Source organism: Streptomyces sp. NPDC096310, from assembly GCF_044763125.1.
Lineage (GTDB): Bacteria > Actinomycetota > Actinomycetes > Streptomycetales > Streptomycetaceae > Streptomyces.
In genome coordinates this window covers 48,346-70,524 of record NZ_JBIWFO010000019.1, presented here as the reverse complement: position 1 = coordinate 70,524, position 22,179 = coordinate 48,346, and the positions used below count along the sequence as shown (strand labels likewise).

The 22,179-nt window shown below is 68.8% G+C and carries 19 protein-coding genes; 10 read left to right on the top strand and 9 right to left on the bottom strand.

The genetic code is table 11. The features are described from left to right. The first annotated feature begins 259 nt into the window (after nt 1–259). Both ACIQ7D_RS28125 and ACIQ7D_RS28120 read left to right on the top strand, forming a co-directional pair. A complete protein-coding gene (locus ACIQ7D_RS28125) occupies nt 260–8,011 on the top strand; it encodes a polymorphic toxin-type HINT domain-containing protein (RefSeq protein ID WP_403942089.1) in 7,752 nt (2,583 codons plus the stop codon). 9 nt (nt 8,012–8,020) lie between these two features. Further along, the gene (locus ACIQ7D_RS28120; protein WP_403942086.1) at nt 8,021–8,689 is read left to right on the top strand and encodes a hypothetical protein; all 669 of its coding nucleotides are present in this window, start codon (nt 8,021–8,023) and stop codon (nt 8,687–8,689) included. A 106-nt stretch (nt 8,690–8,795) separates the two neighbouring features. Here the strand turns inward: ACIQ7D_RS28120 and ACIQ7D_RS28115 are convergent, their stop codons facing one another. The 5 genes from ACIQ7D_RS28115 to ACIQ7D_RS28095 all read right to left on the bottom strand — a co-directional run bounded on the left by ACIQ7D_RS28115 (nt 8,796) and on the right by ACIQ7D_RS28095 (nt 11,713). Then, nucleotides 8,796–10,076, bottom strand: a complete 1,281-nt coding sequence (locus ACIQ7D_RS28115) for a tyrosine-type recombinase/integrase (protein WP_403942084.1) — start codon at nt 10,074–10,076, stop codon at nt 8,796–8,798. Continuing rightward, nucleotides 10,076–10,252, bottom strand: a complete 177-nt coding sequence (locus ACIQ7D_RS28110; protein WP_403942082.1) for a DNA-binding protein — start codon at nt 10,250–10,252, stop codon at nt 10,076–10,078. Before ACIQ7D_RS28110 ends, ACIQ7D_RS28115 begins: the two co-directional genes overlap by 1 nt. A 184-nt stretch (nt 10,253–10,436) precedes the next feature. Then, a complete protein-coding gene (locus ACIQ7D_RS28105; RefSeq protein WP_403942079.1) occupies nt 10,437–10,637 on the bottom strand; it encodes a hypothetical protein in 201 nt (66 codons plus the stop codon). A 600-nt stretch (nt 10,638–11,237) separates the two neighbouring features. Then, nucleotides 11,238–11,483 carry a hypothetical protein gene (locus ACIQ7D_RS28100; protein WP_403942077.1) on the bottom strand — a complete coding sequence of 82 codons (246 nt, stop codon included), beginning with the start codon at nt 11,481–11,483 and terminating at the stop codon, nt 11,238–11,240. After that, nucleotides 11,471–11,713 (bottom strand): hypothetical protein, encoded by a 243-nt coding sequence (locus ACIQ7D_RS28095; RefSeq protein WP_403942265.1) that lies wholly within the window; start codon nt 11,711–11,713, stop codon nt 11,471–11,473. The genes ACIQ7D_RS28100 and ACIQ7D_RS28095 overlap by 13 nt, the downstream gene beginning before the upstream one ends. Before the next feature lie 282 nt (nt 11,714–11,995). On the opposite strand from ACIQ7D_RS28095, the gene ACIQ7D_RS28090 reads away from it, so the two are divergent. The 4 genes from ACIQ7D_RS28090 (at nt 11,996) to ACIQ7D_RS28075 (ending at nt 13,989) form a co-directional block, all read left to right on the top strand. Next, on the top strand, nt 11,996–12,715 hold the full coding sequence (locus ACIQ7D_RS28090; RefSeq protein ID WP_403942263.1) for an XRE family transcriptional regulator: 720 nt from the start codon (nt 11,996–11,998) through the stop codon (nt 12,713–12,715). Between the two features lie 2 nt (nt 12,716–12,717). Further along, nucleotides 12,718–13,188 carry an NUDIX domain-containing protein gene (locus ACIQ7D_RS28085; protein ID WP_403942074.1) on the top strand — a complete coding sequence of 157 codons (471 nt, stop codon included), beginning with the start codon at nt 12,718–12,720 and terminating at the stop codon, nt 13,186–13,188. A 130-nt stretch (nt 13,189–13,318) separates the two neighbouring features. Then, on the top strand, nt 13,319–13,714 hold the full coding sequence (locus ACIQ7D_RS28080; RefSeq protein ID WP_403942072.1) for an HYD1 signature containing ADP-ribosyltransferase family protein: 396 nt from the start codon (nt 13,319–13,321) through the stop codon (nt 13,712–13,714). Beyond that, on the top strand, nt 13,711–13,989 hold the full coding sequence (locus tag ACIQ7D_RS28075) for a DUF6881 domain-containing protein (RefSeq protein WP_403942070.1): 279 nt from the start codon (nt 13,711–13,713) through the stop codon (nt 13,987–13,989). The genes ACIQ7D_RS28080 and ACIQ7D_RS28075 overlap by 4 nt, the downstream gene beginning before the upstream one ends. A 162-nt stretch (nt 13,990–14,151) precedes the next feature. Here the strand turns inward: ACIQ7D_RS28075 and ACIQ7D_RS28070 are convergent, their stop codons facing one another. Next, nucleotides 14,152–14,316: an integrase gene (locus ACIQ7D_RS28070; protein WP_403942068.1), complete on the bottom strand. Its 165-nt coding sequence runs from the start codon at nt 14,314–14,316 to the stop codon at nt 14,152–14,154. A 383-nt stretch (nt 14,317–14,699) separates the two neighbouring features. Between ACIQ7D_RS28070 and ACIQ7D_RS28065 the strand changes: the two genes are divergently transcribed. Next, nucleotides 14,700–16,208, top strand: a complete 1,509-nt coding sequence (locus tag ACIQ7D_RS28065; RefSeq protein ID WP_403942066.1) for an ATP-binding protein — start codon at nt 14,700–14,702, stop codon at nt 16,206–16,208. Here the strand turns inward: ACIQ7D_RS28065 and ACIQ7D_RS28060 are convergent. Beyond that, the gene (locus tag ACIQ7D_RS28060) at nt 16,193–16,459 is read right to left on the bottom strand and encodes a type II toxin-antitoxin system RelE/ParE family toxin (protein WP_403942064.1); all 267 of its coding nucleotides are present in this window, start codon (nt 16,457–16,459) and stop codon (nt 16,193–16,195) included. The two genes, ACIQ7D_RS28065 and ACIQ7D_RS28060, sit on opposite strands and share 16 nt — an antisense overlap. Nucleotides 16,460–16,466: 7 nt before the next feature. Next, nucleotides 16,467–16,733, bottom strand: coding sequence for a type II toxin-antitoxin system Phd/YefM family antitoxin (locus tag ACIQ7D_RS28055; RefSeq protein WP_403942061.1), 267 nt, complete (start codon nt 16,731–16,733; stop codon nt 16,467–16,469). 490 nt (nt 16,734–17,223) lie between these two features. Here ACIQ7D_RS28055 and ACIQ7D_RS28050 point away from each other — a divergent pair, with 490 nt between their 5' ends. Together ACIQ7D_RS28050 and ACIQ7D_RS28045 are read left to right on the top strand one after the other, a co-directional pair. Continuing rightward, a complete protein-coding gene (locus ACIQ7D_RS28050) occupies nt 17,224–17,937 on the top strand; it encodes an RNA polymerase sigma factor (RefSeq protein ID WP_403942260.1) in 714 nt (237 codons plus the stop codon). Further along, nucleotides 17,937–19,121, top strand: a complete 1,185-nt coding sequence (locus ACIQ7D_RS28045; protein WP_403942059.1) for a hypothetical protein — start codon at nt 17,937–17,939, stop codon at nt 19,119–19,121. Before ACIQ7D_RS28050 ends, ACIQ7D_RS28045 begins: the two co-directional genes overlap by 1 nt. 172 nt (nt 19,122–19,293) lie before the next feature. Here ACIQ7D_RS28045 and ACIQ7D_RS28040 read toward each other — a convergent pair whose 3' ends face one another. Further along, a complete protein-coding gene (locus tag ACIQ7D_RS28040) occupies nt 19,294–20,226 on the bottom strand; it encodes a peptidoglycan-binding protein (RefSeq protein WP_403942056.1) in 933 nt (310 codons plus the stop codon). A 308-nt stretch (nt 20,227–20,534) separates the two neighbouring features. Here ACIQ7D_RS28040 and ACIQ7D_RS28035 point away from each other — a divergent pair, with 308 nt between their 5' ends. Next, nucleotides 20,535–22,091 (top strand): methylmalonyl-CoA mutase, encoded by a 1,557-nt coding sequence (locus ACIQ7D_RS28035; RefSeq protein ID WP_403942054.1) that lies wholly within the window; start codon nt 20,535–20,537, stop codon nt 22,089–22,091. The last annotated feature ends 88 nt before the right edge of the window (nt 22,092–22,179 follow it).

Genomic DNA, 22,179 nt, shown 5'->3' with positions numbered 1-22,179 from the left:
CACACAATGCCCTTGAAGTCTGTGGCGCTCATGACAGAAGGTGCGGACCGCCTCTGTTGTTTTTTGCATCGCCTGGGTGGGGTCGTCGCGTATGCGTGTTCAAGGTCCACTGTCCTGGTTGGGTCGAAGACGCCTGGTCAGGACGGAGTCACAACGACGGCGTCGGCGGCATGCCCGCACGGCGACCGTCCTTCTGCTGTCTTCGACGCTGACGGTGACCTGTCTGAGCGACGGCGCGTTCGCTGTGCCCGGTCCCGGCATGAGCCGGTCGTTCGAGCTGCCCGAACTGCCGGAGAACACTGCGGTCGACGGTGACGAGGAGGCCGACAAGAGCCTCACCACCGCGCCCGAGGTCCCGGTCGACCCGTACGCGCCGACCGCCGTCACCCCGTGGACCAAGGGCAGTGGCATCGGGACGCTGAAGACGGACACCGCGCCCGGCACCACCGTCCCGGTCGACGAACTGCCGATCGCGGTCGGCGTGCCCGAGGGCGGCGACGCGTCCGCCCTCGCGGGTGACTGGAAGGTCGATCTGGCCCCGCCGACCACGTCCCAGGACGCGGGCGTCTCCGGCCTGATCATGCGGGTCACCCCGCCGGCCACCGCCGACCCGGCCGCCGAGGTCGTGCTCGCCGTCGACACCACGGCCTTCGCCGACCTCTACGGGCCCCAGGCCGCCGACCGCTTCGGCCTGATGCTGCTGCCCGACTGTGTCATGGACGCCCCCGAGACCGGCGACTGCGCCGCCGAGGGCGCCACGACCATGTCCGGCACGGCCGAGGAGAAGGCCGAGCGGCTGAGCAGCTCGGTCGAGGTGGTCCCGGCCGCCGAGGCACCGACCCGGACCACCGCCGCCGAGAAGTCTCCGACCCGCAAGATCCTCTCGGGCTCGGTCCCAGTCGCCGGGCTGCTGTCCGGTGACGCGGGCGACGCAAACGACTCCGGTGACTCCGGCGCGTCCGCCTCCGGCGCGTCCGTCCGTACGGCTTCGGCCTCCACCTCCACCCCCACCTCCGTCCTCCCGGCCGTCGACGCCTCCGGTCCCCAGGTGGTCGGGGCCCTGGACACCGGGTCCTCCGCCTCCGGCGACTTCACCGCCACCCCGTTGCTCTCCTCGGGTTCCTGGTCGGCGGGTTCGTCCTCAGGGGCCTTCACCTACGGCTATCAGGTGCAGGTCCCGGAGTCCGCGGGCGGTCTGACGCCGAAGGTCGACCTGAGCTATTCCTCCCAGTCGGTGGACGGCCGCACCTCGGCGTCCAACAACCAGGCGTCCTGGATCGGCGACGGCTGGGACTACAACCCGGGCTCGATCACCCGCTCGTACGCCACCTGCCGTGAGGACTCCAAGAAGCCCGGCTCGAACAACGCCACCCACCGCACCGCGGACCTGTGCTGGGGTTCGAACAACGCGACGCTCTCCCTCGGCGGCATGACCACCGAGCTGGTGTGGGACGACGGCAAGTGGACCACCGCCAACGGCGACGGCGCCAAGGTCGAGCAGATCAAGGACGACACCACCGGCAACGGCGCGCGGAACGGCGAGTACTGGGTCGTCACCACCCGCGACGGCACCCGGTACCACTTCGGCAAGCACAAGCTGCCCGGCTGGTCGAGCGGCCAGCCGGTCACCGATTCGGTCCTGACCGTGCCGGTGTACGGCAACCACTCCGGCGAGGACTGCTACAAGTCCGGTGACTGGGCGGGCTCCTGGTGCACCCAGGCCTGGCGCTGGAACCTCGACTACGTCGAGAACGTCCACGGCAACGCCATGTCCCTGTGGTGGAACAAGGAAGAGAACTACTACGCCCGCAACTTCAACTTCAAGGCCCCGGTCCGCTACGACCGCGGCGGCTGGCTCGACCACATCGACTACGGCCAGCGCAACACCAAGGACGGTGTCTTCGCCTCCCCGGCCACGGAACGCGTCTCCTTCGCGGTCGGTGAGCGCTGCCTCACTGAGGGCGCGCTGACCTGCTCGAACGACAACTTCGCCGACAAGGACCCGGGCAAGTACCGCATCTGGTACGACACCCCGGCCGACCTGCGCTGCCAGGCGGGCAAGAAGTGCTGGAACGCAGGACCGTCGTTCTGGACCCGCAAGCGGCTGACCACCATCACCACCTCGTCCCAGCGCCTCACCACCACCGACGCCCGCCAAGTGGTCGACAAGTACACCCTCAAGCAGAGCTTCCCGGTCCTGAAGACCGGCGCCAACACGGCCCTGTGGCTGGAGTCGATCCAACGCACGGGCTACGCCCGGAAGGGCTCGACCGACGACAGCGTCACCCTGAACGCGGTGCGTTTCGAGTCCAACGCCGAGGACATGCCGAACCGCGTGAAGAACGACGCGCGCCCCGGCTTCTCCCGGCTGCGGATCGCGCGGGTCATCAACGAGTACGGCGGCGAGACCGTCGTCACGTACAAACAGCCCGAAGGGCAGTGCGGTTCGGGCACCGGTCTACCCGGCAAGAAGGACACCGCGGCGCTGAAGGCCAACACCCGGCTGTGCTATCCGTCGTTCTGGCACCCCGACCCCGAGGCCGAGGAGATCGACTGGTTCCACAAGTACGTGGTGGACACCATCGAGGAACTCCCCAACGTCGACGGCGCGTTCGCGACACAGACGGCCTACGCCTACCAGAACGCGGGCTGGAAGCTCGCCGAGGCCGAGTTCACCAAGAAGTCCACCCGTACGTACGCCCAGTTCGCGGGCTTCGAGCAGACCACGGTCATCACCGGCACGGACGAGAAGTCCATCGGCAGCAAGAAGTCCAAGTCCGTCACCCGCTACTTCCGCGGCATGGGCGACACCGTCCCCGTCAAGGACATCACCGGCGCCGAGATCGCCAAGGACCGGGAGCCCTTCGCCGGCCGTATCGCCGAGGAACTGACGTACAGCAGCGCCTCCGACGCGGACACCGACTGGCTTTCGCGCAGCGTCACCGTCCCCGAAGCCACCGAACTGGCCAAAAGGGACCGCGACGACGGTCTGAGCCCGCTGCGCGCCTGGCGGGTCACCGAGCCCGAGGAGGTCGCGTACACCCGCTCCTCCGGTACCGGCGACGACACCCGCACCCAGCGGACCGTCAGGTCCACGACGTCCTACGACCCGACGTACGGTCTGCCCACCCAGGTCGAATCGCTCGGCGACACCGGCAGGAGCGGCGACGAGTCGTGCACCAGGCTGGAGTACGCCCACCAGAGCGCCAAGCACCTCATCGGTCTGACCAAGCAGGTCCTGGTCTCCCCGACCACCTGCGCCGCCGCCGACTTCGCCGACCTGTCCACGCTGAGCGGCGGTACGCGCACCGCCTACGACGGCCAGGGCTACGGCACCGCGCTCGCCGCCGGCAGCCTCGGTGAGGCCACCCAGACGTGGTCCCTGAACGGCACGGGCACCGGCTTCCAGAGCGACGGCCGGTCCGAGTTCGACGCCATGGGCCGCGTCACCAAGCAGTACGACGCGGACGGCAACGCCGGCACGATCACCTACGACCCGCCCACCGGCCAGGTCTTCACGATCACCGAGACCAACGCCGCGGGCCACTCGCAGACACAGGAACTGGAGCCGGGCCGCTCCACGAACCTCAGGACCACGGACGCCAACGGCCAGGTCAGCGAGGCGAAGTACGACCCCCTGGGCCGCATGTCCGAGGCATGGGGAGCGGGCCGTACGCCGTCCTCCTCGTCCGTCCCGGACTTCCGCGCGACCTACACCATCCCGCGGTACGACGAGAACAACCCCGACCGCAAGCCGCCGTACGTCACCACCCAGGCGCGCGGCCACGAGGACCGGATCGAAACCTCCGTCACCCTCTACGACGGTCTCGGCCGCGAGCGGCAGACGCAGGAGGAGGCCGACGGCGGCGGTCATCTGATCACCGACACCCTCTACAACACCTCGGGCGAGGTCTGGCAGACCAACAACGCCTATCTCACCCACGACGCGAAGCCGGGTGAGCTGTTCGCCCCGCTCGCCGACACCGCCGTACCCAACATCACGCGCTACACCTACGACGGACTCGGCCGGGTCCTGGCGGAGACCCCGGTCCTGAAGGTCCTCGACCCGCTGACCAAGGAAGCCACCTCACAGCCGGTCCCGGAACGGGCCACCCGCTACGAGTACGGCCAGGACTGGTCGAAGGTCGTCAACCCGGCCGGCACCTCCGACTACCGCGTCTACACCGACGCCCTCGGCCGTACCTCCCGCGTCGACACCTTCGACCCGGCGGCGCCGGACGGCTTCACCTCGATGCGGTACGCGTACGACCAGCACGGCCGTATGGAGAAGGCGACCAGCTCGGCCGACACCAAGCACCCGTGGAGCTGGACGTACGACCACCGGGGCCGTCAGGTCACGGCGAGCGACCCGGACACGGGCACCATGAAGACCACGTACGACCACCGTGACCGCGTCCTGACCTCCAAGAACGACCGGAACGTCACGGTCTGGAACGGCTACGACCTTCTGTCGCGGCCGACCCAGCAGCGCCTCGACAGTTCCACCGGCAAGCTGCTGGCCGTCCTCGACTACGACAAGGCGCCCGGCGGCAAGGGCATGCCGTACACCGCGACCCGCTACACCGACGGCGAGGCGTACACGCAGAAGGTCGACGGCTACACCAAGGACTACCAGCCGACCTCGACCACCCTCACCCTCCCGGACTCGCTGAAGACCGCGTGGGGTCTGGAGACGTCGTACACCTACGGGTACGCGTACAACGACAACGGCATGCTCCAGGAGGCGACGCTTCCGAAGGCCGGCCGGTTCGACGCGGAGAAGCTCGTCGTCCGCTACAACGAGGACGGCAAGCCGCTCTCCCTCTCCGGCAAGGACTGGTACGGCGCCGAGACCGTCTACGACTCCTTCGGCCAGGTCCAGCGCTCGACGCTCGGCGCGCAGCCGAACCGGGTGTGGACACAGGCGACGTACGACGAGTCCAGCGGTGAACTGACCGATCAGGCCGTCTACCGCGAGCAGACCGGCGACCAGAGCGTCGTCGCCGGCAACCTCGTCTCCAAGCGGGCCTACACCTACGACCCGTCCGGCAACGTCACCTCGATCCGCGAGCACTCCACCGGCATCGCCGAACGCCAGTGCTTCACCTACGACCCGCTCGGCCAGCTCAAGACGGCCTGGACCGCCAAGGAGCAGACCGCCTGCACGGCCCCGAAGAACAGTGACGGTTCGCTGAACGTCGCGGCGGGCAAGGACAGCTCCGGCTACTGGCAGGAGTACGAGTACGACCTGGTCGGCAACCGCGAGAAGCTGACCGAGAAGGACCTGACGGGCACGACGGCGAAGGACGCGGTCACCTCGTACGCGTACGGCAGGGCGGACGGCACCCAGCCGCACACGCTGACGAAGGTCTCGAAGGCCTACACCACCCCGGAGGGCGCCCAGGTCAAGACCGAGGCGGAGCGCCTGTACGAACTCACCGGCGAGACCAAGTCGATCACCTCGTCCCAGAACGGCGACAAGCAGGAGCTGTCCTGGACCCACGACGGCCAGGTCGAGCGCATCACCGGCCAGGGCACGGGCGGGAAGACTCCGTACGTCGGCCTGGCCGACAAGTGCCTCGATCTGAAGAACGGCCTGGCGACCGCCGCCCAGCCGCTCCAGCTCTACCCCTGCAACACGTCCCCGGCCCAGAGCTGGCGCTTCACGCCGACGCCCGGGCAGGCCGACGCGGACCGGGGCGCACTGACCGTCCATGACGACTGGTGCGTACAGCCGGCGGCCAACACGGCGGGCTCGGCGCTCGGAATCCAGAAGTGTGACGGCAAACCGGCCCAAGAGCTGAAGCGGACGGCGTCCGGCCAGCTCACGCACGTGGCATCGGGCCTGTGCGTAACAGTCCAGAACGCCGACCCGGCCAGCGCGACCCCCCTCGTACTGGCCACCTGCACGACCGGCAAGGCCGAGCAGCAGTGGGCTGCGCAGAACGACACCCGGTACATCTACGGTCCCGACGGCAGCCGGCTGCTCTCGATCAAGGGCAAGCAGGCCACGCTCTCCCTCGGCGACACCGAGGTCACGGTCGCGGCGGGCGGCGCCCTGATCCACACGCAGCGCACCTACGCGGCGCCGGGCGGCGCGGTCATGCGGTACGCGAACGGCGAGGGCGCCGAGCAGTTGGTCGCGCTGGCGGGTGACCACCAGGGCAGCACCTACGCCGAGGTCGCCCTGAACACGACGAACACGGTCCGGATCCGCAAGCAGGACCCGTTCGGCAACCAGCGCGGCACCAGCACGACCGGCGCCAACCTCCAGTCGCACACCGGCTTCCTGGGCGCCACCCGCGACGACTCCTCCGGCTTCCAGCCGCTGGGTGCGCGGCTGTACGACCCGCTGGTGGGCCGCTTCCTGTCGGCGGACCCGGTCGTGGACCTGAACGACGTCCTCCAGTCCAACGGCTACGCGTACGCCCACAACAACCCCGTCACGATGTCCGACCCGACGGGCCTGGCCATCTCCCTGACGGCCTCGGAACGCGCGGCGGCCCTGGCCGGCGCGGGCCTCTCGCCGGCCCAGGTCTCGCAGGCCCAGGCCATGATGGGCAAGTCCCTCACCTCGGTGATCCTCGCGGTCGCGTGGGACACCCTGAAGGACTTCATCGGCATCAACGACGCGATGTCCTGCTTCGGCGGCGACATGTGGTCGTGCGGCAGCCTGATCATCGGGGCGATCCCCTGGAGCAAGCTGGGCAAGATCCCCTCGGTGCTGAAGGCGGTCGACCGCACCATCAACGCCGTCATGGCCTTCCGCACGGCCAAGAAGGCGGCGGAACTGGTCCTGAAGGCGGCGAAGGCGGCGGAAGCGGCGGCGCTGCGGGCCAAGAAGGCGGCGATCGAGAAGGCGAAGAGGGAAGCCGCCCAGAGAGCCAAGAAAAAGGCGGCCGAACAGGCGAAGAGAATCGCCGACAGGGCCGCGGCACAAGCCAAGAAAACCGGCAACGCCGTCCAGAAGCAGGCCCAGGCGAAGGCGGCCCCGAAGGTCTCCACCCACAAGGCCTCCGGCGGTGGCGGCGGCGGAAGCAAGGCCGGCGGCAAGGCCGGCGGCTCCAAGCCGGGCGGCAACTCCGGCGGCTCCTCCCGCAACAGCGGCGGCTCCAGCGGCAGCGGCGGCTCGGGCAAGGCCGACGGCGGCGGCTCCTGCTCGGTCGGCAACAGCTTCGTGGCAGGCACCAAGGTGCAGATGGCCGACGGCACCACGAAGCCGATCGAGCAGGTGAAGACCGGCGACAAGGTCATCGCGACCGACCCGAAGACGGGCGAGACCCGCATCGAGACGGTCACCGCCGAAATCAAGGGCCAGGGCCTGAAACACCTGGTCAAGGTCGTCATCGACACCGACGGCAAGCAGGGCAAGAAAACAGCCCAGGTCACGGCGACGGACGGCCACCCCTTCTGGGTCCCCGAACTCGACGAATGGATCGACGCCACCGACCTCCGACCAGGCCAGTGGCTGCGCACCGGCGCGGGCACACTCGTCCAGATCACGACGGTCGAACACCGGACCGTACCGGACGAGGCGGTCTACAACCTCACCGTCGGTGACTTGCACACGTACTATGTGCTGGCGGGGGCTACCCCGGTCCTGGTTCACAACTGCGGCGGCGGGGCTGCCGACCTAGGTCATCTGACCGATAGGGCCGACGACTTGCATTCTCTGATTCCGTCAGGCGGCCAGCGGTACAGGACTACCGGGGTGTTGCACGCCGACGGCGTTGGTGGAGGCATTGATCTGTCTGCTGTTGGAGCGAGGAGTAACCTCACTCTGATCCAAAGGGCTGATTCTCTTGACGCTGGAGAATTGGCTATATCGATGAGTAATGGTGCGCATGCTGAAGTGAAGCTAGTAACTGCAGCTCAGCACCTAGGTCTTAGTCCTGGTGGGATTGCAGCCAGTAGGCCTTTCTGTCCTGCTTGTTCTCAGTTCCTGACAAACCAGGGTGCGACACTTGTGAGCCCTAGGACCGCTCTCTGGCTTCCGCCCGGCGTAAGGTAACTCTCGATCGTGGCGGCATCGGAAGGGGTGCAAATGCTCACAAAGGAAGAGATTGGCCGGATCGAGGCAGCATGTGGCGAGCTGGCCCTGGAGAGAGTCTTCGTGCTCTCTCTGGCCGCAGCCCACCGGACTCTTCCCGTCTATCAGGCGTACAGCGAGGCCCACGCTGAGCTGGAAGGATACGGATTGGTTCACGATGGCCTGGTGGGGGCGTGGCGAGTTCTGCGCGCCAGGCCGGGCGCCTCTGCCATCGAACTTGCTCCCAGGCTTGAGGCTGCGATCAGGAGTGCAGAGTCAGACCTTGAGTCGATCAACACGGTTGATGAATTTGGCCTCGCGCAAGCTTTGACTGTGGAGTCAATTTCTGCCGCGACTCTGGCGTTGCGCGCCTACCTCGAAGAATCGCGAAGTGGCGCATTCAATGCCGTTATTGGCGCTCTTGAGGTTGATTCTGTTTGGGCGGAAGGCGAGGCCGAACGTCCAGGCGCCGAAGGCGACGTTTCGTGGGACAGGTTGATGACTCACTACGGGCAGCAAGTGCGGGATATCGCCCTCCTGTCTGGCGCTGATGAGTCTGACGAGAAGCTCCTGTTCCGTGATGCTGCGATGCGCGCCGAAAGGGAAGGTATGCCTTTCCTTGTCCGGATGAGGGAATTGGTGTCGACCGCGACCCCTTGATCTCATAGGGGGTCGTGAAAGACCGCGCATTTCATCAACAAAGTGCCCCGCCGGATTGATTCCGGCGGGGCACTTTGGCTGTTTGACGGCAACGGTGACGGCAACGTCAGCGGACGACGGCTGTGACGGATGGGTTGTCGGGGGCGTCGTCGGTTGATCCGAGGACGCCTCCGAGGGTGTCGATGGCTTGGCGTTGGAGGCGGAGTCGGACGTGGGCGTAGACGCCGGCGGTGACGCCGATGTGGGCGTGGCCGGGGAGTTCCTTGATGACGACGAGGTCGACGCCCTGTTCCAGGAGCAGGGTGGCGGTCGAGTGGCGGAGGTCGTGGAAACGGATCGTCCGGAGTCCTGCCTTGTGGAGGAGGCGGCGGAAGCGGCGGGTCAGGTTGCCGGGGTCGAGCGGCCTGCCCTTCGGGGTGGTGAAGATGAGTCCGTTGTCCGTCCAGCCCGTTCCGGCTGCCTGGCGCTCTTCCTGCTGCTGTTCCTGGTGGATCTTGAGGGAGCTCAGGCATTCGGTGGGCAGGGCGATGCGCCGCTCGGAGGCCAGGGTCTTGGTGTGCAGGACGGTCAGGCCCTGACTTCGGGTGCGCTGGAGGGAGCGGTGGATGGTGGCGGTGCCGCTGTCGAGGTCGAGGTCTTCCCAGTGGAGGCCGAGGAGTTCGCCCTTGCGGAGTCCGGTGCGCAGGGCGAGTTCGTTCAGGGCGTGCAGCCGGTCGCCGCTGGCCGTCTGGAGGAGCTGCCTAGTCTCGGCCGCGGTGAGGGGCCGGAAGCGTCTGGGGCGAGGTGTCGCGGTCTTGACGTTCCGGGCGACGTTGCGCGGCAGTTCGTCCTCGCGAACGGCATGCTCCAGGGCGGACTTGAGGACTGAGTGAACGTACGTCACGGTCAGCGGTGACAGTGTCTTGCCGCAACACTGGCCGATGGCGCAGCATCGCCGTCGGCCAGTGTCCCGTTCCTGGGCACAGCACTGGCAGGTGGTACGGAGCCGGTCGAGGAAGGTACGCACGTCCCGGGCTGTGAGCCGGGCGATCTTCTTGGTACCCAGGCCGGGGTTGAGGTGGAGGCGAATGCAGGCTGCGTAGCGGGTGTGGGTGTTCTCGCGGAGGTGATGGACGGCGACGGTGCCCAGCCAGTACGTCACGTAGTCGCCGACGGTGCTATCGGCTGCGGCGGTGGGCAGGCCGCGGTTGCTGGCGGCGATCTTCTCGGTGAGCTTGGCCAGGGCCTCCTTGCGGGTGGTGCCGTAGACGCGGATGCGCTTGCGGGTGTTGCCGGGGGCAAGGACGTATCCGGCGGCCTCCCACCGTCCGTCCTTGCGCTGGTAGACGGTTCCGTCGCCGTTGGCGCGGACGCGGCGGGAGGCGGGGGTGTCGCGGGGCGTGGTCATCAGGCGGCGTCCTGTTCGAGGCGGGTGTGGATGAAGTCGGTGAGGGCGTGGGTGGGGATGCGGCGGGCGCGGCCGAGGGTGATCGAGGCGAGCTGGCGGGTGCGGAGCAGGTCGTAGACGGCGGATCGGCTGGTCGGTGCCCGCGATGCACACCGCCGACGGCAGCAGAGCAACACGGATTCGAGCGCGCAGAACGCCCTCCGCCTCCTGAAGAGCGAGGGGCTGATCTACGCAGTCAAGGGACGTGGCGTCTTCGTCCGCACCGCCCCCACGCCGGGCAAGCACTACAGCTCCAAGGTCGTTCAGCACCTCCAGCGCGAGGAGCTCGAACGCCAGGCCCGGAGTACGGCCGGCGAGTTCTCACACCTTTCCGACGCCGAACTCAAGGCGCTCGCCAGCCAACTCCACGACGAGCTCAACCGAACCCGCGACGCCTACAAGGCGGCGGTCGAGAAGGGGCGGAAAATCACCAGAGAACTGGCCCGCCGAGGCCAACTCGCGCCACCGCTCCACGACGACCCCGCAGCAGCCCGCAAGGAACTCGAAGACAAGCTCTCCCAAGCGAAGAAGCGCCGCTGACAAGCGGTCCACATCCCATCAGGCGGCCCTGTCCAGCCGTCGCAGTGGGTGAGCTGTTCAGAGTTTCTTTACTTGGTCAAGGGCGTCCCGCTGACGCGGGTCGCCGCGCGCCGGCGGTCGGTGACCGCCGCCCGCTCCTGTCTGCCGCCCCGCTGGCGACGGCCGCCGACCACTCGGCGCGCAGAGCCCGGGAGCGTAGGCCGGGCTGCCAATGGAAGCCCCCGGGCCGACCGCTCAGCAGCAGACCAGCAGGGCACCCGAGAGGCCGCCGGGCGGGCTCGCGCCGTCCCGGACGCCCATGCTTGCTGCCTGGCTGAGGGTCGTGACGATGGAGATAACTGGGCTGATGTCGGTACGGGGTTGAGCGAGACACACGTGGCGGGTGGCCGGTCGGCACGCCCGCCGTCGTGGCTGACTTTCTGTGGCAGAGGCCAGAACCCCCACAGCCATGGGCACGGCACGCACGTGAGGGCCCGTCCCTGCCGGGGCTGACGAGGACGGGGGAGCCTCGATCGGTCGTGTCCGGCAGGGACGGGAGTCGGGTGAGTCAGCGCGGTGCGACGCTTGGGCGAACGAGGCGGGTCACGTCTGGCGCCAGGTCCGCCAGGGGCGGGTGATGATCTCCCGATAGGTGTGGTGGGACGGGTTCTGACCGCAGTGCCGCAGTACCCAGTCCTGCGGCTCGGCGAAGTCCTCGCTTGTCGGTGAGGCCTCTCCGTCCACGGCGCACTGCATCGCGTACAGGACCGGCTCCGCGTCCGGCTCGCGGTCGTGCTGGAGCGTCCAGGTCTCGTACCGCAGGACTGATCGAGGGGTCACCGTCCCCACCTCCGGTTGGCCACGGCCACCTTCGCGCTCAACTCCTCCGTCGGAGTCGGCGTACGTACGTCCTCGGGCGGCACGTCCCACTCCCGGCCACCGCGCGGTGGCCGAAGCTGCACGTACGGCCCCACATGCCCCATCACCACGCCCACCTTGCCGCTTCGCCGGTCGACCACCAGGGCGCCGGCATCGGCCGAGACGGTGTGCCCGTAGGCATCAGGGGTGGGGGCCGTCATCGTGACCACCCCGGCGAGGCGGCGCGCGACCGGGCGTCCAGTCGCAGGGCGGGAACACATGGGGTGGCGCTCATTCGCACGGTGACGCTCCTCGGCGGCGTTGATACGTGCCCCTGGGCCTGTTGGTGCCGCAGGGTCGGCACCGATCCTCACGTCGGTCACTGGGACGAAGGAACCTCCACCAAACCCCACTTCGGGACGTCCTGCACCATGTAGAACGTCCCTAGTGCCGTCCTGAGACGAAGGGGGAGACTCGTGCCGAACGAGAGACTACGAGCCGTCATGGCGGCGGGAGGCTGGACGTACGCCGCACTCGCTCAGCAGGTCGAGGTCGACCCCAAGTCGGTCGAGCGCTGGGTGAACCTCGGGCGTATCCCACGTCGTGCCACCGCCCTCCAGGCGGCAAAGGCCCTGGGAGAAGATGTGCACGCACTCTGGCCGGCGCTCCGCCAGGCCCGCCCCGCCCGCGCCATCAGCCCTGAGTTGGTGGCGCTCTACGAGCAGCGGGCCGACCTCCCGGTCTCGGCGTTCACCGACCTGATGGCCCAGGCCCGGGAACGGATCGACATCCTCGTCTACGCGGCAGTCTTCCTCCACGAGGCGTACCCGCGGCTGAGCGAACTCCTCTCCGAACGTGCCGCCGAAGGCTGCACCGTCCGCATCGCGATCGGGGACGCCGACAGCGACACCGTCCAAGCCCGCGGCCAGGAAGAGCGGTTCGGCCACGGCATCGAATCCCGCTGCCGCCTCGCGCTCATGCACTACAGACCGCTCGCCAGCACCACCGGCATCGAAGTCCGCACCCACGAAACCACGCTCTACAACTCCCTCTACCGCGCCGACGACCAGCAACTCGTCAACGCCCACGTCTGGGGCGTCAACGCCTACGCCGCCCCCGTATGGCATCTTCGCCGACACCGGGAGAGCGGCATGTTCAACACCTATGCCGAGAGCTTCGACGCCGTGTGGGCGACCGCAACCCCCGTACGAGAGGAAGGCTGACCGTGGCCCGCACCGAGTACTACGACGAGCCGAACGCGCCCAAGCCGAACAGCATGGTCGTCGCCGCCTCTGCCGTCGTAACCGACGATCACGGGCGCATCCTCCTCCAGCGCCGCCGCGACAACGACCTATGGGCCCTGCCCGGAGGCGGAATGGACCTCACCGACTCCCTGCCAGGCACAGCCGTCCGCGAGGTCAAAGAGGAGACCGGCCTTGACGTGGAGATCGCCGGCCTGGTCGGCACCTACACCGACCCGAAACACATCATCGCCTACACCGACGGCGAGGTCCGGCGACAGTTCAACGTCTGCTTCACCGCCCGCATCACCGGCGGTCGGCTGGGAATCTCCGACGAGTCCACCGAGCTCCGGTTCGTGCCACCGGAAGAGATCGAACAGCTGCCGATGCACCACACCCAACGGCTCAGGCTCCAACACTTCCTGGAACAGCGCGAGAGCCCGTACCTGGGTTGAACCAACTGACGGCAGTAGTGACGGCAACAACCCCGCACAACCACGGACACCTATGCACTTCACCGGACCGGCAAACTGCACTTGACCTGTAGAAATGCAGGCCGAGGGGTTCGCGTAGCACACGTACTATGTGCTGGCGGGGGCCACGCCGGTCCTGGTTCACAACTGTAACGAAGTTCCCGATACCCTCTATCACTACACGACCGAGGACGGGATGAACGGAATTCGCGAAAGTGGCGAGCTCTGGCCGTCCACGAAGGCGGCAAGGCCGACTGACGCGAAGTACGGCGATGGCCAATACTTCACAGACGTCAAGCCTGGAACCAAGCGCCCTGGTCAGCTTGCCAGGGCTTTGCACGGAACTCCGTGGGGAGGGCAGAGGTACAGCCACTACGTTGCAATCGATGTTCGTGGGCTCGGCGTAGTGAAGGCTCCAGATCGCGAGGGCGTCTTCGTCCTTAACGGCGGTGTACTCGACGTGTCGAATAGAATCGTAGGTCACGGAAGGGGGCCAATAGGGCCATGAAGTATCTCAAGGTGATCTGGCATCACGACTTCCCTGACGAGCCTGTGACTCTCTTCAGTGAAATCGATGATGAGCGATACGAGGTGCGCAAAATCGACGTATATCTGGATGGCCGATGCGACTTTGCTGATTCGGTCACATCGAAGGGAACTACGATGCTTGGCGAGATAGCGACGCCGAGTATCGAGGAGCTAGCTGAACTGGAAGAGTTCACCCCGTCTGAAATAGAAGCCGGAGAATTTGAGACCATCTGGCAATATGCTACACGGAATTGATCACCTTCCGTCGTTGACGAATTCGCTTGGTGTGGATTTTTCCGCCGCTTGAGTCGAATACGCTCCAATACGGATAGGTGCGATCTTGTTATAGAAGCCCCTCCCGGAGGATGTTTCCGGGAGGGGCTTCTGGGGTGTTTGACGGCAACGCTGACGGCAACGTCAGCGGACGACGGCTGTGGCGGATGGGTCCTCCGGGGCTCCGTCGCCCTGGGCGAGGGCGTTGCCGAGGTTTTCGATGGCCTGGCGTTGGAGGCGGAGTCGGACGTGGGCGTAGACGCCGACGGTGACGCCGATGTGGGCGTGGCTGAGAAGTTCCTTGATCACGACGAGTTCGACCTCCTGTTCCAGGAGCGCCTGAGGTCGTGGAAGCGGATGCGGCGGAGGCCCGCCGTGCGGAGGGGCCTGGTGAAGGTGGTGTGGGTGAGGTGGTCGGGTCGGTCGCTCTGCCCAGTGCCGTCACCTGTGCCCGCAGGCTCGCGCTGTTGCTGCACGTGGCGGGTGCCAGAAGTGTTGGTTCGAGGGCGGCGGCCGTGGGTGCCCGCAGGCGCCTGTAGGCGCGGGCTGGAGGCCGTCGTGTCTCTGCCCGCGACGCCCGGCGGATTCTCTGGAGTCGGCTGCCGCAGCACGATGGTGAATTCCAGTATGACGGATTGCGTCGAAGTAGACTTGGTCAGAATCCGTCGTGCTTGATGTGGTGAGGAGAGCGAGTGAAGAGGAGTCTGCCGGCCAAGCCCGGCGACGTGGTCGACCGGGACCGGGAGTGGGATTTGCTCGCGGAGTTCCTCACCGATCCGGATCCGGCGATGCGGCTCGGCATCGTGTCGGGGCGGCGGCGGCACGGGAAGTCGTACCTTCTGCAGGCCCTGTCCGAGCAGGTCGGCGGCCTGTACGTCACAGCGGTCCGGGAGGAGGGGCGGCTGCCGGCGATCCAGCGGTTCAGTAACGCGGTCGCTACCCACGCCGCTCTGCGTCCGGGCAGTTTGCGCCTGTCCGACTGGCGTGACGTCCTGGTCAACGCCCTTGATGTGACCGCCCGTTCGTCCCATCCGCTCCTGGTGATCGACGAGTTGCCGTATCTGCTTCAGCACTCGCCGGAAATCCCGGGGCTGCTGCAACAGCTCTACGACGAACGCCAGCGGGGTGCCCTGCCCGGTGCCGGGCCGGGGCCGCGGCTGATCCTGTGCGGCTCCGCGATGAGCGTCATGCACGAACTGCTCTCCGGGACCAAGCCGCTGCGGGGACGTGCCGTGGTCGATCTACGGCTGGGTGCCTTCGACTATCGCGACAGCCGGGAATTCTGGCAGATCGCCGACCCTCTGACCGCGCTGAAGGTGCACGCGGTTCTGGGCGGCGCGCCAGGCTACCGGCCGGTGGCGGGTCGGCCGCATCCGGACGACGGCTTCGACGCCTGGCTGACCCGGACGCTGCTCGACCCGGGGCGGGCGGTGTTCTCGCGTACCGAGACCGAGTACCTGCTGCGCGAAGATCCGAGGATCACCCAGCACACGCTGTACTACGACATCCTCACCGCGATCGCGCAAGGCGCCACCACCCCCAGCAAGATCGGTGCCGCTCTGGAACGCCCGCGCAATGCCGTCGCGCACCCGCTCGGAGTGCTGGAATCCACCGGCTACATCCGGCGGGAACAGGACATCCTCCGCTCCAGGCACCCCGTCATCACGCTCGCCGACCCCATCATCCGGTTCAACCAGCTCATCACCCTTCCGCAGGCCGCCGCCGTGGAGCAGGGTTTCGCCGAACAGGTGTGGCAGCAGGCAGCCCCGACCTTCAACTCCAAGATCCTCGGGCCGCACTTCGAGGACCTGGCCCGCGACTTCACCCGCCGTTACGCCCACGCCCTGCTGCCCGGTGGACTGTCCGGCCCGGTCGGTACCACCGAGGTCGCCGACCAGGCCGCCCGGACGAAGCATGAGGTCGACGTGATCGCCCTCGCCGCCGGTGAGCGCCCGCAGGCTCCCCGCGCGAGGATCGCGCTGCTGGGTGAGGCCAAAGCGACCGCCGCCCGCCGTGGGACCGGTGACCTGGAGCGTCTGGAACGTATCCGTGTCCTGCTCGCAGATCAGGGATACGACACCGCTGCCACCACGCTGGCCCTGTACTCACTGCACGGCTTCTACCCCGACCTGGTGGACCTGGCCGAGCGCCGGGACGATCTCCTCCTCGTTGATCTGCCCACCCTCTACGGCATGTCGTAGACCGTGGAGCGATGTCCGACGTGGATGACCCACACCGCCAGTTCTCCGTTGTCGATCGTGTAGACGACGCGATAGTCGCCGACCCGTAGGCGACGGCGCTCTGGTTGCGACACGAGTGCGGTGGTGTTGAAGCCGAGAGGGTCGCTCTCCAGTTCTGTCAGCTTGGCGAGGATGCGGAGCGCCATGTCGCGCGGGATCTTGCGCAGTTCGGCCTGTGCCTCGGGCCGGAAGACGGTGCGGTACTCACTCACGCTGTGCTCATTCACTGCGTGCCAGCGTCTCCTTCATGACGTCCTCGATGGGGACGCCGGCCGAGCGGTTCGCCATCCGCTCGTCGATGATGCGATTGATCTCGCGCTCTTCCCACTGCTGGTACTTGCGCAGGACGTCGATCGAGACGACGGCGGCGACTTCTTTTCCTCGTCGCGTGATCACGGTGGGCTGGTCATCGCGATCGGCCCGCTCGACGACTTCGGCAAGGTGCGCGCGGACATCACGGATGGACTCTATGGGCATCTGCGTCATGCGCTCAAAGGTACCGGATGTTCTAGGTGTACACAATGGCGATCGAGGGCCCTGCTTCCAGCCGTCCGAGTTCCTGGACACCTGCTGGGACGAGGTGGTGGTCACGACCGGGGCCCGCCGCGTCAGCGTGAGGCGCCACTGACCGGGGCTGCGCCATGGCCCAGTAGGGGTCGGCATCGACCGGTTGGTCACGCGGTGGCCGCGTGGGGCACCGATGCCGAGCATCGTCCCAGGTCGGGGCATGGAAAGCAGAGGACGACCGGGGCCGCCACCCCCCACAGGAGAGGCCCCGGTCGCCGTCCGCCGGAGCCGCAGCACGGCCCCGCATTTCTCTCAGCGTCACGTGGGCGTTTTGTGTCACACCTCATAACGCCCGCAAGTTGTTGCGGGTTGTACTAGGCGTGGACGCGGACCGGGTAAAGCCGTAGCGTGCAGGAACGCGTGGGGCGGCGCGGCAGGGAGCGGCCGCGATTTCAGGACAGGTGTGGGAGTGCTGGGGGACGACGCGGAGCTGACCGCTGCGGTGCTCGCGGCACAGGACGGGGACGAGAACGCCTTCCGTACTGTGTACCGCGCGGTGCACCCGCGGCTGTTGGGCTATCTACGGACACTCGTCGGCGAGCCGGACGCCGAGGACGTGGCCTCCGAGGCATGGCTCCAGATCGCCCGTGACCTCGGCCGTTTCACCGGTGACGCCGACCGGTTCCGCGGCTGGGCGGCGCGGATCGCCCGGAACCGTGCCCTCGACCACCTCCGGATGCGCGGCAGACGCCCGGCCATCGGCGCCGACGAGACGGAGCTGACCGGCAAGGCGGCCGACTCGGACACCGCGGACGAGGCGATGGAAGCCCTCGCGACCGGCCGGACGATGGAGCTGATCGCCCGGCTTCCGCAGGACCAGGCCGAGGCCGTTGTGTTGCGGGTGGTGGTCGGGCTCGACGCGAAGAGCGCGGCCAAGACCCTGGGCAAGCGTCCGGGTGCGGTACGGACGGCCGCGCACCGCGGGCTCAAGCGGCTGGCCGAACTCCTCGACGCGGACGCGGACACGGCCGACGACGCTCCTCCAGCTCCGGGTATCGATCCCTCAGGCGTGGCCCCCCGTGCCGAGCTGGCCGCCGTACCCCCGCAGCGCACCCCGCGACCGGGAGCCGCCGCTTCCACAGGTGTGACGTATTCGCGCCTGCGGACGCAGAAGGACATGTGATGGCCGACGAGCGGGACGCGTGGCTCGACAAGGACACGGCGGAGAGACTGCTGCGCGGTGAGCCTGTCGAGGCGCCGGACGCGGAGGTGCGGGCCCGGCGGGAACGGCTCTCCGGGGCACTGCGGGACATGTCCGCCGTCACGTACGCAAACGATGCGGAACTGCCCGGTGAGGCCGCCGCCCTGGCCGCCTTCCGGCAGGCCGCCGAACCGGACGGCACCACGGATCTGCTCGGTACGGTACGGCTCGCCCTGGCGCCCAGGGCCGTACGGACCCGGCGGCGTTGCCGTCCGCTGAGCCGGGGGCTGGTCGTCGCCGTGGCCGGCTGCGCGCTGGGCGGGTTCTCCGTCGCGGCGGGCGCCACCGTACTGCCCTCGCTCTTCGGCGGACCCGCGCCCGGGCCCGCCAGCTCCGTCTCGGCGGGCGCCTCCCCGCGACCGCTGTCGTCCGGCTCCGCCGACCGGGGCCACGACCGGGCCGTGCCGCCCTCGGACCGCCCGAGCGCGGACGGCGCGGGCGGGCGCGCGCCCGTCGGCCCTTCCTCGCCCGGTTCGACGGCGGGGACCGCGCGGGGCGGGGACGGCGGTGCGACGGACGACGGTGTACGGGGCGAGGCCGAGGGGGACGAGCACGCCACCGGCAGGTCGGCGGACGGCCACCGAGAGCCGTTCGTACCGAACACGGACCCGGCGTCCGGCGCCCGGTACCGCGCGACCGTCGACGCCTGCCGCGACTACCGCAGCGGCGCGATCGACCCCGAGCGCAGAAAGGCGCTGGACGCGGCGGCCGACGAGCCCGGGGGTACGGAGCGTTACTGCGACCGGCTGCTCGGCGGAGACCTGCGGGGCGGTGGCAAGGACCGGGACGGCGGCGGCAAGGACCGGAACGGTTACGGCGACCTGGGCGGCCAGGAGAGCCACGGAGAAGAGGGCGGCCAGGGCGAGGGAGGCGGCCAGGGCGAGAGCGGGCAGCCGCAGCTCACCCCCGCGCCGCCCACCCGGCCGACCATCGCACCCCCCGCGCACGGCGCGCCGTCCCCGGAGGCCCCGGAGGCGTCGCAGAGCCCGGCCGAACCGGCGACCGACTCGGCGCCCCCGCTGTCGGCGGCCTCGTCGGAACCGGCCGAACCGGCCGGACCCACAGCGCCGACGCCGCCTGGGCAGTCTCCGTCAGACCCCTCCTGACCTGCTGTTATTCGGTCCCGTGACGTCCGGTGTGACACTTTTCGGGGCCCTGACGCAGTACAGAGTGAGCCGACTGGTCATCGGCAGCGCATTGAGCCGGGGTTCCCCCCGTACCTTCGGCTCGGCGCATCGGCGCGGGCGGGACACGTTCCCCCGGTCCCGCCCGCGCCTCTCACCAGTAGATGACGACCTTGTCGCCGGTCTTGACCTGGGCGTAGACGGCGGCGATCTTCTTCTCGTCCCGGACATTGACACAGCCGTGCGAGGCGCCCGAGTAGCCGCGGGCCGCGAAGTCCGCGGAGTAGTGCACCGCCTGGCCGCCGCTGAAGAACATCGCGTACGGCATCGGGGAGTCGTACAGCGTCGAGACATGGTGCCGGGACTTCCAGCCGACCGTGAACGTCCCCTCGCGCGTGGGCGTGTATTCCGAGCCGAAGCGCACGTCCATCGACGATTTTATCTTTCCGTCGATCATCCACGAGAGCGTGCTGCTCGTCTTGCTGATGCACATCACCCGCCCCTTCATGCACCGCGGATCGGGCGCGGCGACCGGCTTGGTGGTGGGCGGGGTCAGCTCGTCGGCCGTCGGTGTACGGGTCATGCCACGCAGGCGCTGCCAGGTGACGGTGTCCGTCGCCCCGGTCGTGGGCAGCCCCCGTCTGTCCTGGAAGGCCGAGACCGCGGCGGCGGTGACGGAGCCGTAGTAGCCGGTGGGCGCGCGGTCGAAGTAACCGATCTGGCCCAACCGGGCCTGGAGTTCGCGCACCTGGTCGCTCTGGCTGCCGGTCGTCATCAGCGTCCTGGGCGCGGTCCGTGTCGGGGTCGGGCTCGGCGCCGGGGTCCCGGGCGGCGCGGATGTGGGTGCCGGGGGCGCCGTGCGGTCGGTGGCGGGGCGGGCGGACGCGGCCGTGGGGGCCGGCGCGGGCGGCGGGGTGGGCGTGGCCGTGGTCCGCTCGGGCAGCGGGCCGATGCTCACCCCCAGGGAGCCCCCGCCCTTGGCGTCGCCGGCGGGCTCGCCCGTGCCCGGCTGCACCGTACAACCCACGCTCACGGCCAGTACGGCGGCCGTGGCGAACCCTCTGCACAAGGTGGACGTCGTGAGCATCTTCGCGGCTCCCCGAAGAGGAAGAAGACGGTTCCCGGCGGGCTGCCGGACCGGAGTGACCGGAGTGACATGATCCCGCGCCGACACCGCCCGTGTGCCCGTAACTCCCGAATTCCCGGGGCGCGCGGACGACCGGCCGCCGCTACAGTCCGTGGTGACCGGTGGTCAGCGACGGGAGGCGGCATCCCATGACGGACCCGACGACGAACCCGACGACCGATCCGACGACCGACTCGACGACGAGTCCGACGACGGGTCCTCCCCGTGGACCTGGCGGACGACGGGGCGTCAGGCTCAGCGAGAGTGGCGTGCCCGTCGAGCCGCTGTACGGGCCCGGCGACCTGGCCGGCTGGGACCCCGCCGAGAAGCTGGGCGAGCCCGGCGCGTACCCGTTCACCCGGGGCGTCCACCCGACGATGTACACCGGCCGGCCGTGGACGATGCGGCAGTACGCCGGGTTCGGCACCGCCGCCGAGTCCAACGCCCGCTACCGGCGGCTCATCGCGCACGGCACGACCGGCCTCTCCGTCGCCTTCGACCTGCCGACGCAGATGGGGTACGACAGCGACGCGCCCCTGGCGCGCGGCGAGGTCGGCAGGGTCGGGGTCGCGATCGACTCGATCGACGACATGCGGGTCCTGTTCGACGGGATCCCGCTCGGCGAGGTGTCCACCTCGATGACCATCAACGCGCCCGCCGCCGTGCTGCTGCTCCTCTACCAACTGGTCGCGGAGGAACAGGGCGTTCCGGCGCGGGAGCTGACCGGGACCGTCCAGAACGACGTACTGAAGGAGTACATCGCGCGCGGCACCTACATCTTCCCGCCGGAGCCCTCCCTGCGGCTGGTCGCCGACCTCTTCCGGTACTGCCGCGCCGAGATCCCGCAGTGGAACACCATCTCGATCTCCGGCTACCACATGGCGGAGGCCGGGGCCACGCCCGCGCAGGAGATCGCGTTCACCCTGGCGGACGGCGTCGCGTACGTACGGACGGCGCTGGCGGCGGGTATGGCGGTGGACGACTTCGCGCCCCGGCTCTCCTTCTTCTTCGTCGCGCGGACGACGCTCCTCGAAGAGGTGGCCAAGTTCCGTGCCGCGCGCCGGATCTGGGCCCGGATCATGCGTGAGGAGTTCGGCGCGCGGAATCCCAGATCGCTGATGCTGCGCTTTCACACCCAGACGGCGGGCGTGCAGCTCACCGCGCAGCAGCCGGAGACCAATCTCGTCCGGGTCGCGGTCCAGGGCCTCGCGGCGGTCCTCGGCGGCACGCAGTCGCTGCACACCAACTCCTACGACGAGGCCCTGGCGCTCCCCTCCGACAAGGCGGCACGCCTCGCGCTCCGTACCCAGCAGGTGCTGGCGTACGAGACGGACGTCACCGCGACCGTCGACCCGTTCGCCGGGTCGTACGCCGTCGAGCGGCTCACGGACGGGGTGGAGGCCGCCGCCCTCGCGCTGATGACCCGGATCGAGGACATGGGCGGCGCGGTCGGCGCCATCGAACGCGGCTTCCAGAAGGGCGAGATCGAGCGCGCCGCCTATGCCGTCGCCCGGCAGACGGAGAGCGGCGAGCGGGTGGTCGTCGGCGTGAACCGGTACACGCTGGACGAGGAGGAGCCGTACACCCCGCTGCGGCTCGACCCGGAGATCGAGACCCGCCAGGCGGCGCGGCTGGCGCGGCTGCGCGCGGAACGGGACGGCACGGCGGTGGCCGGGGCGCTCGCGGAGCTGCGGGAGGCGGCGGCGGGCACGGTCAATGTGCTCCGTCCGATGCGGACGGCGCTGCGGGCGCGGGCGACGGTGGGGGAGGTCTGCGACGCGCTGCGGGAGGTGTGGGGGACGTACGTACCGGTGGACGCGTACTGAGACGTGACGACACCTCCGGGCGCCCCGCTCCAGGGCGGTCCCGGGGGCGGTGTCCGGCAGCCGGATTGTCCGGGCGAGGCGTCGAACT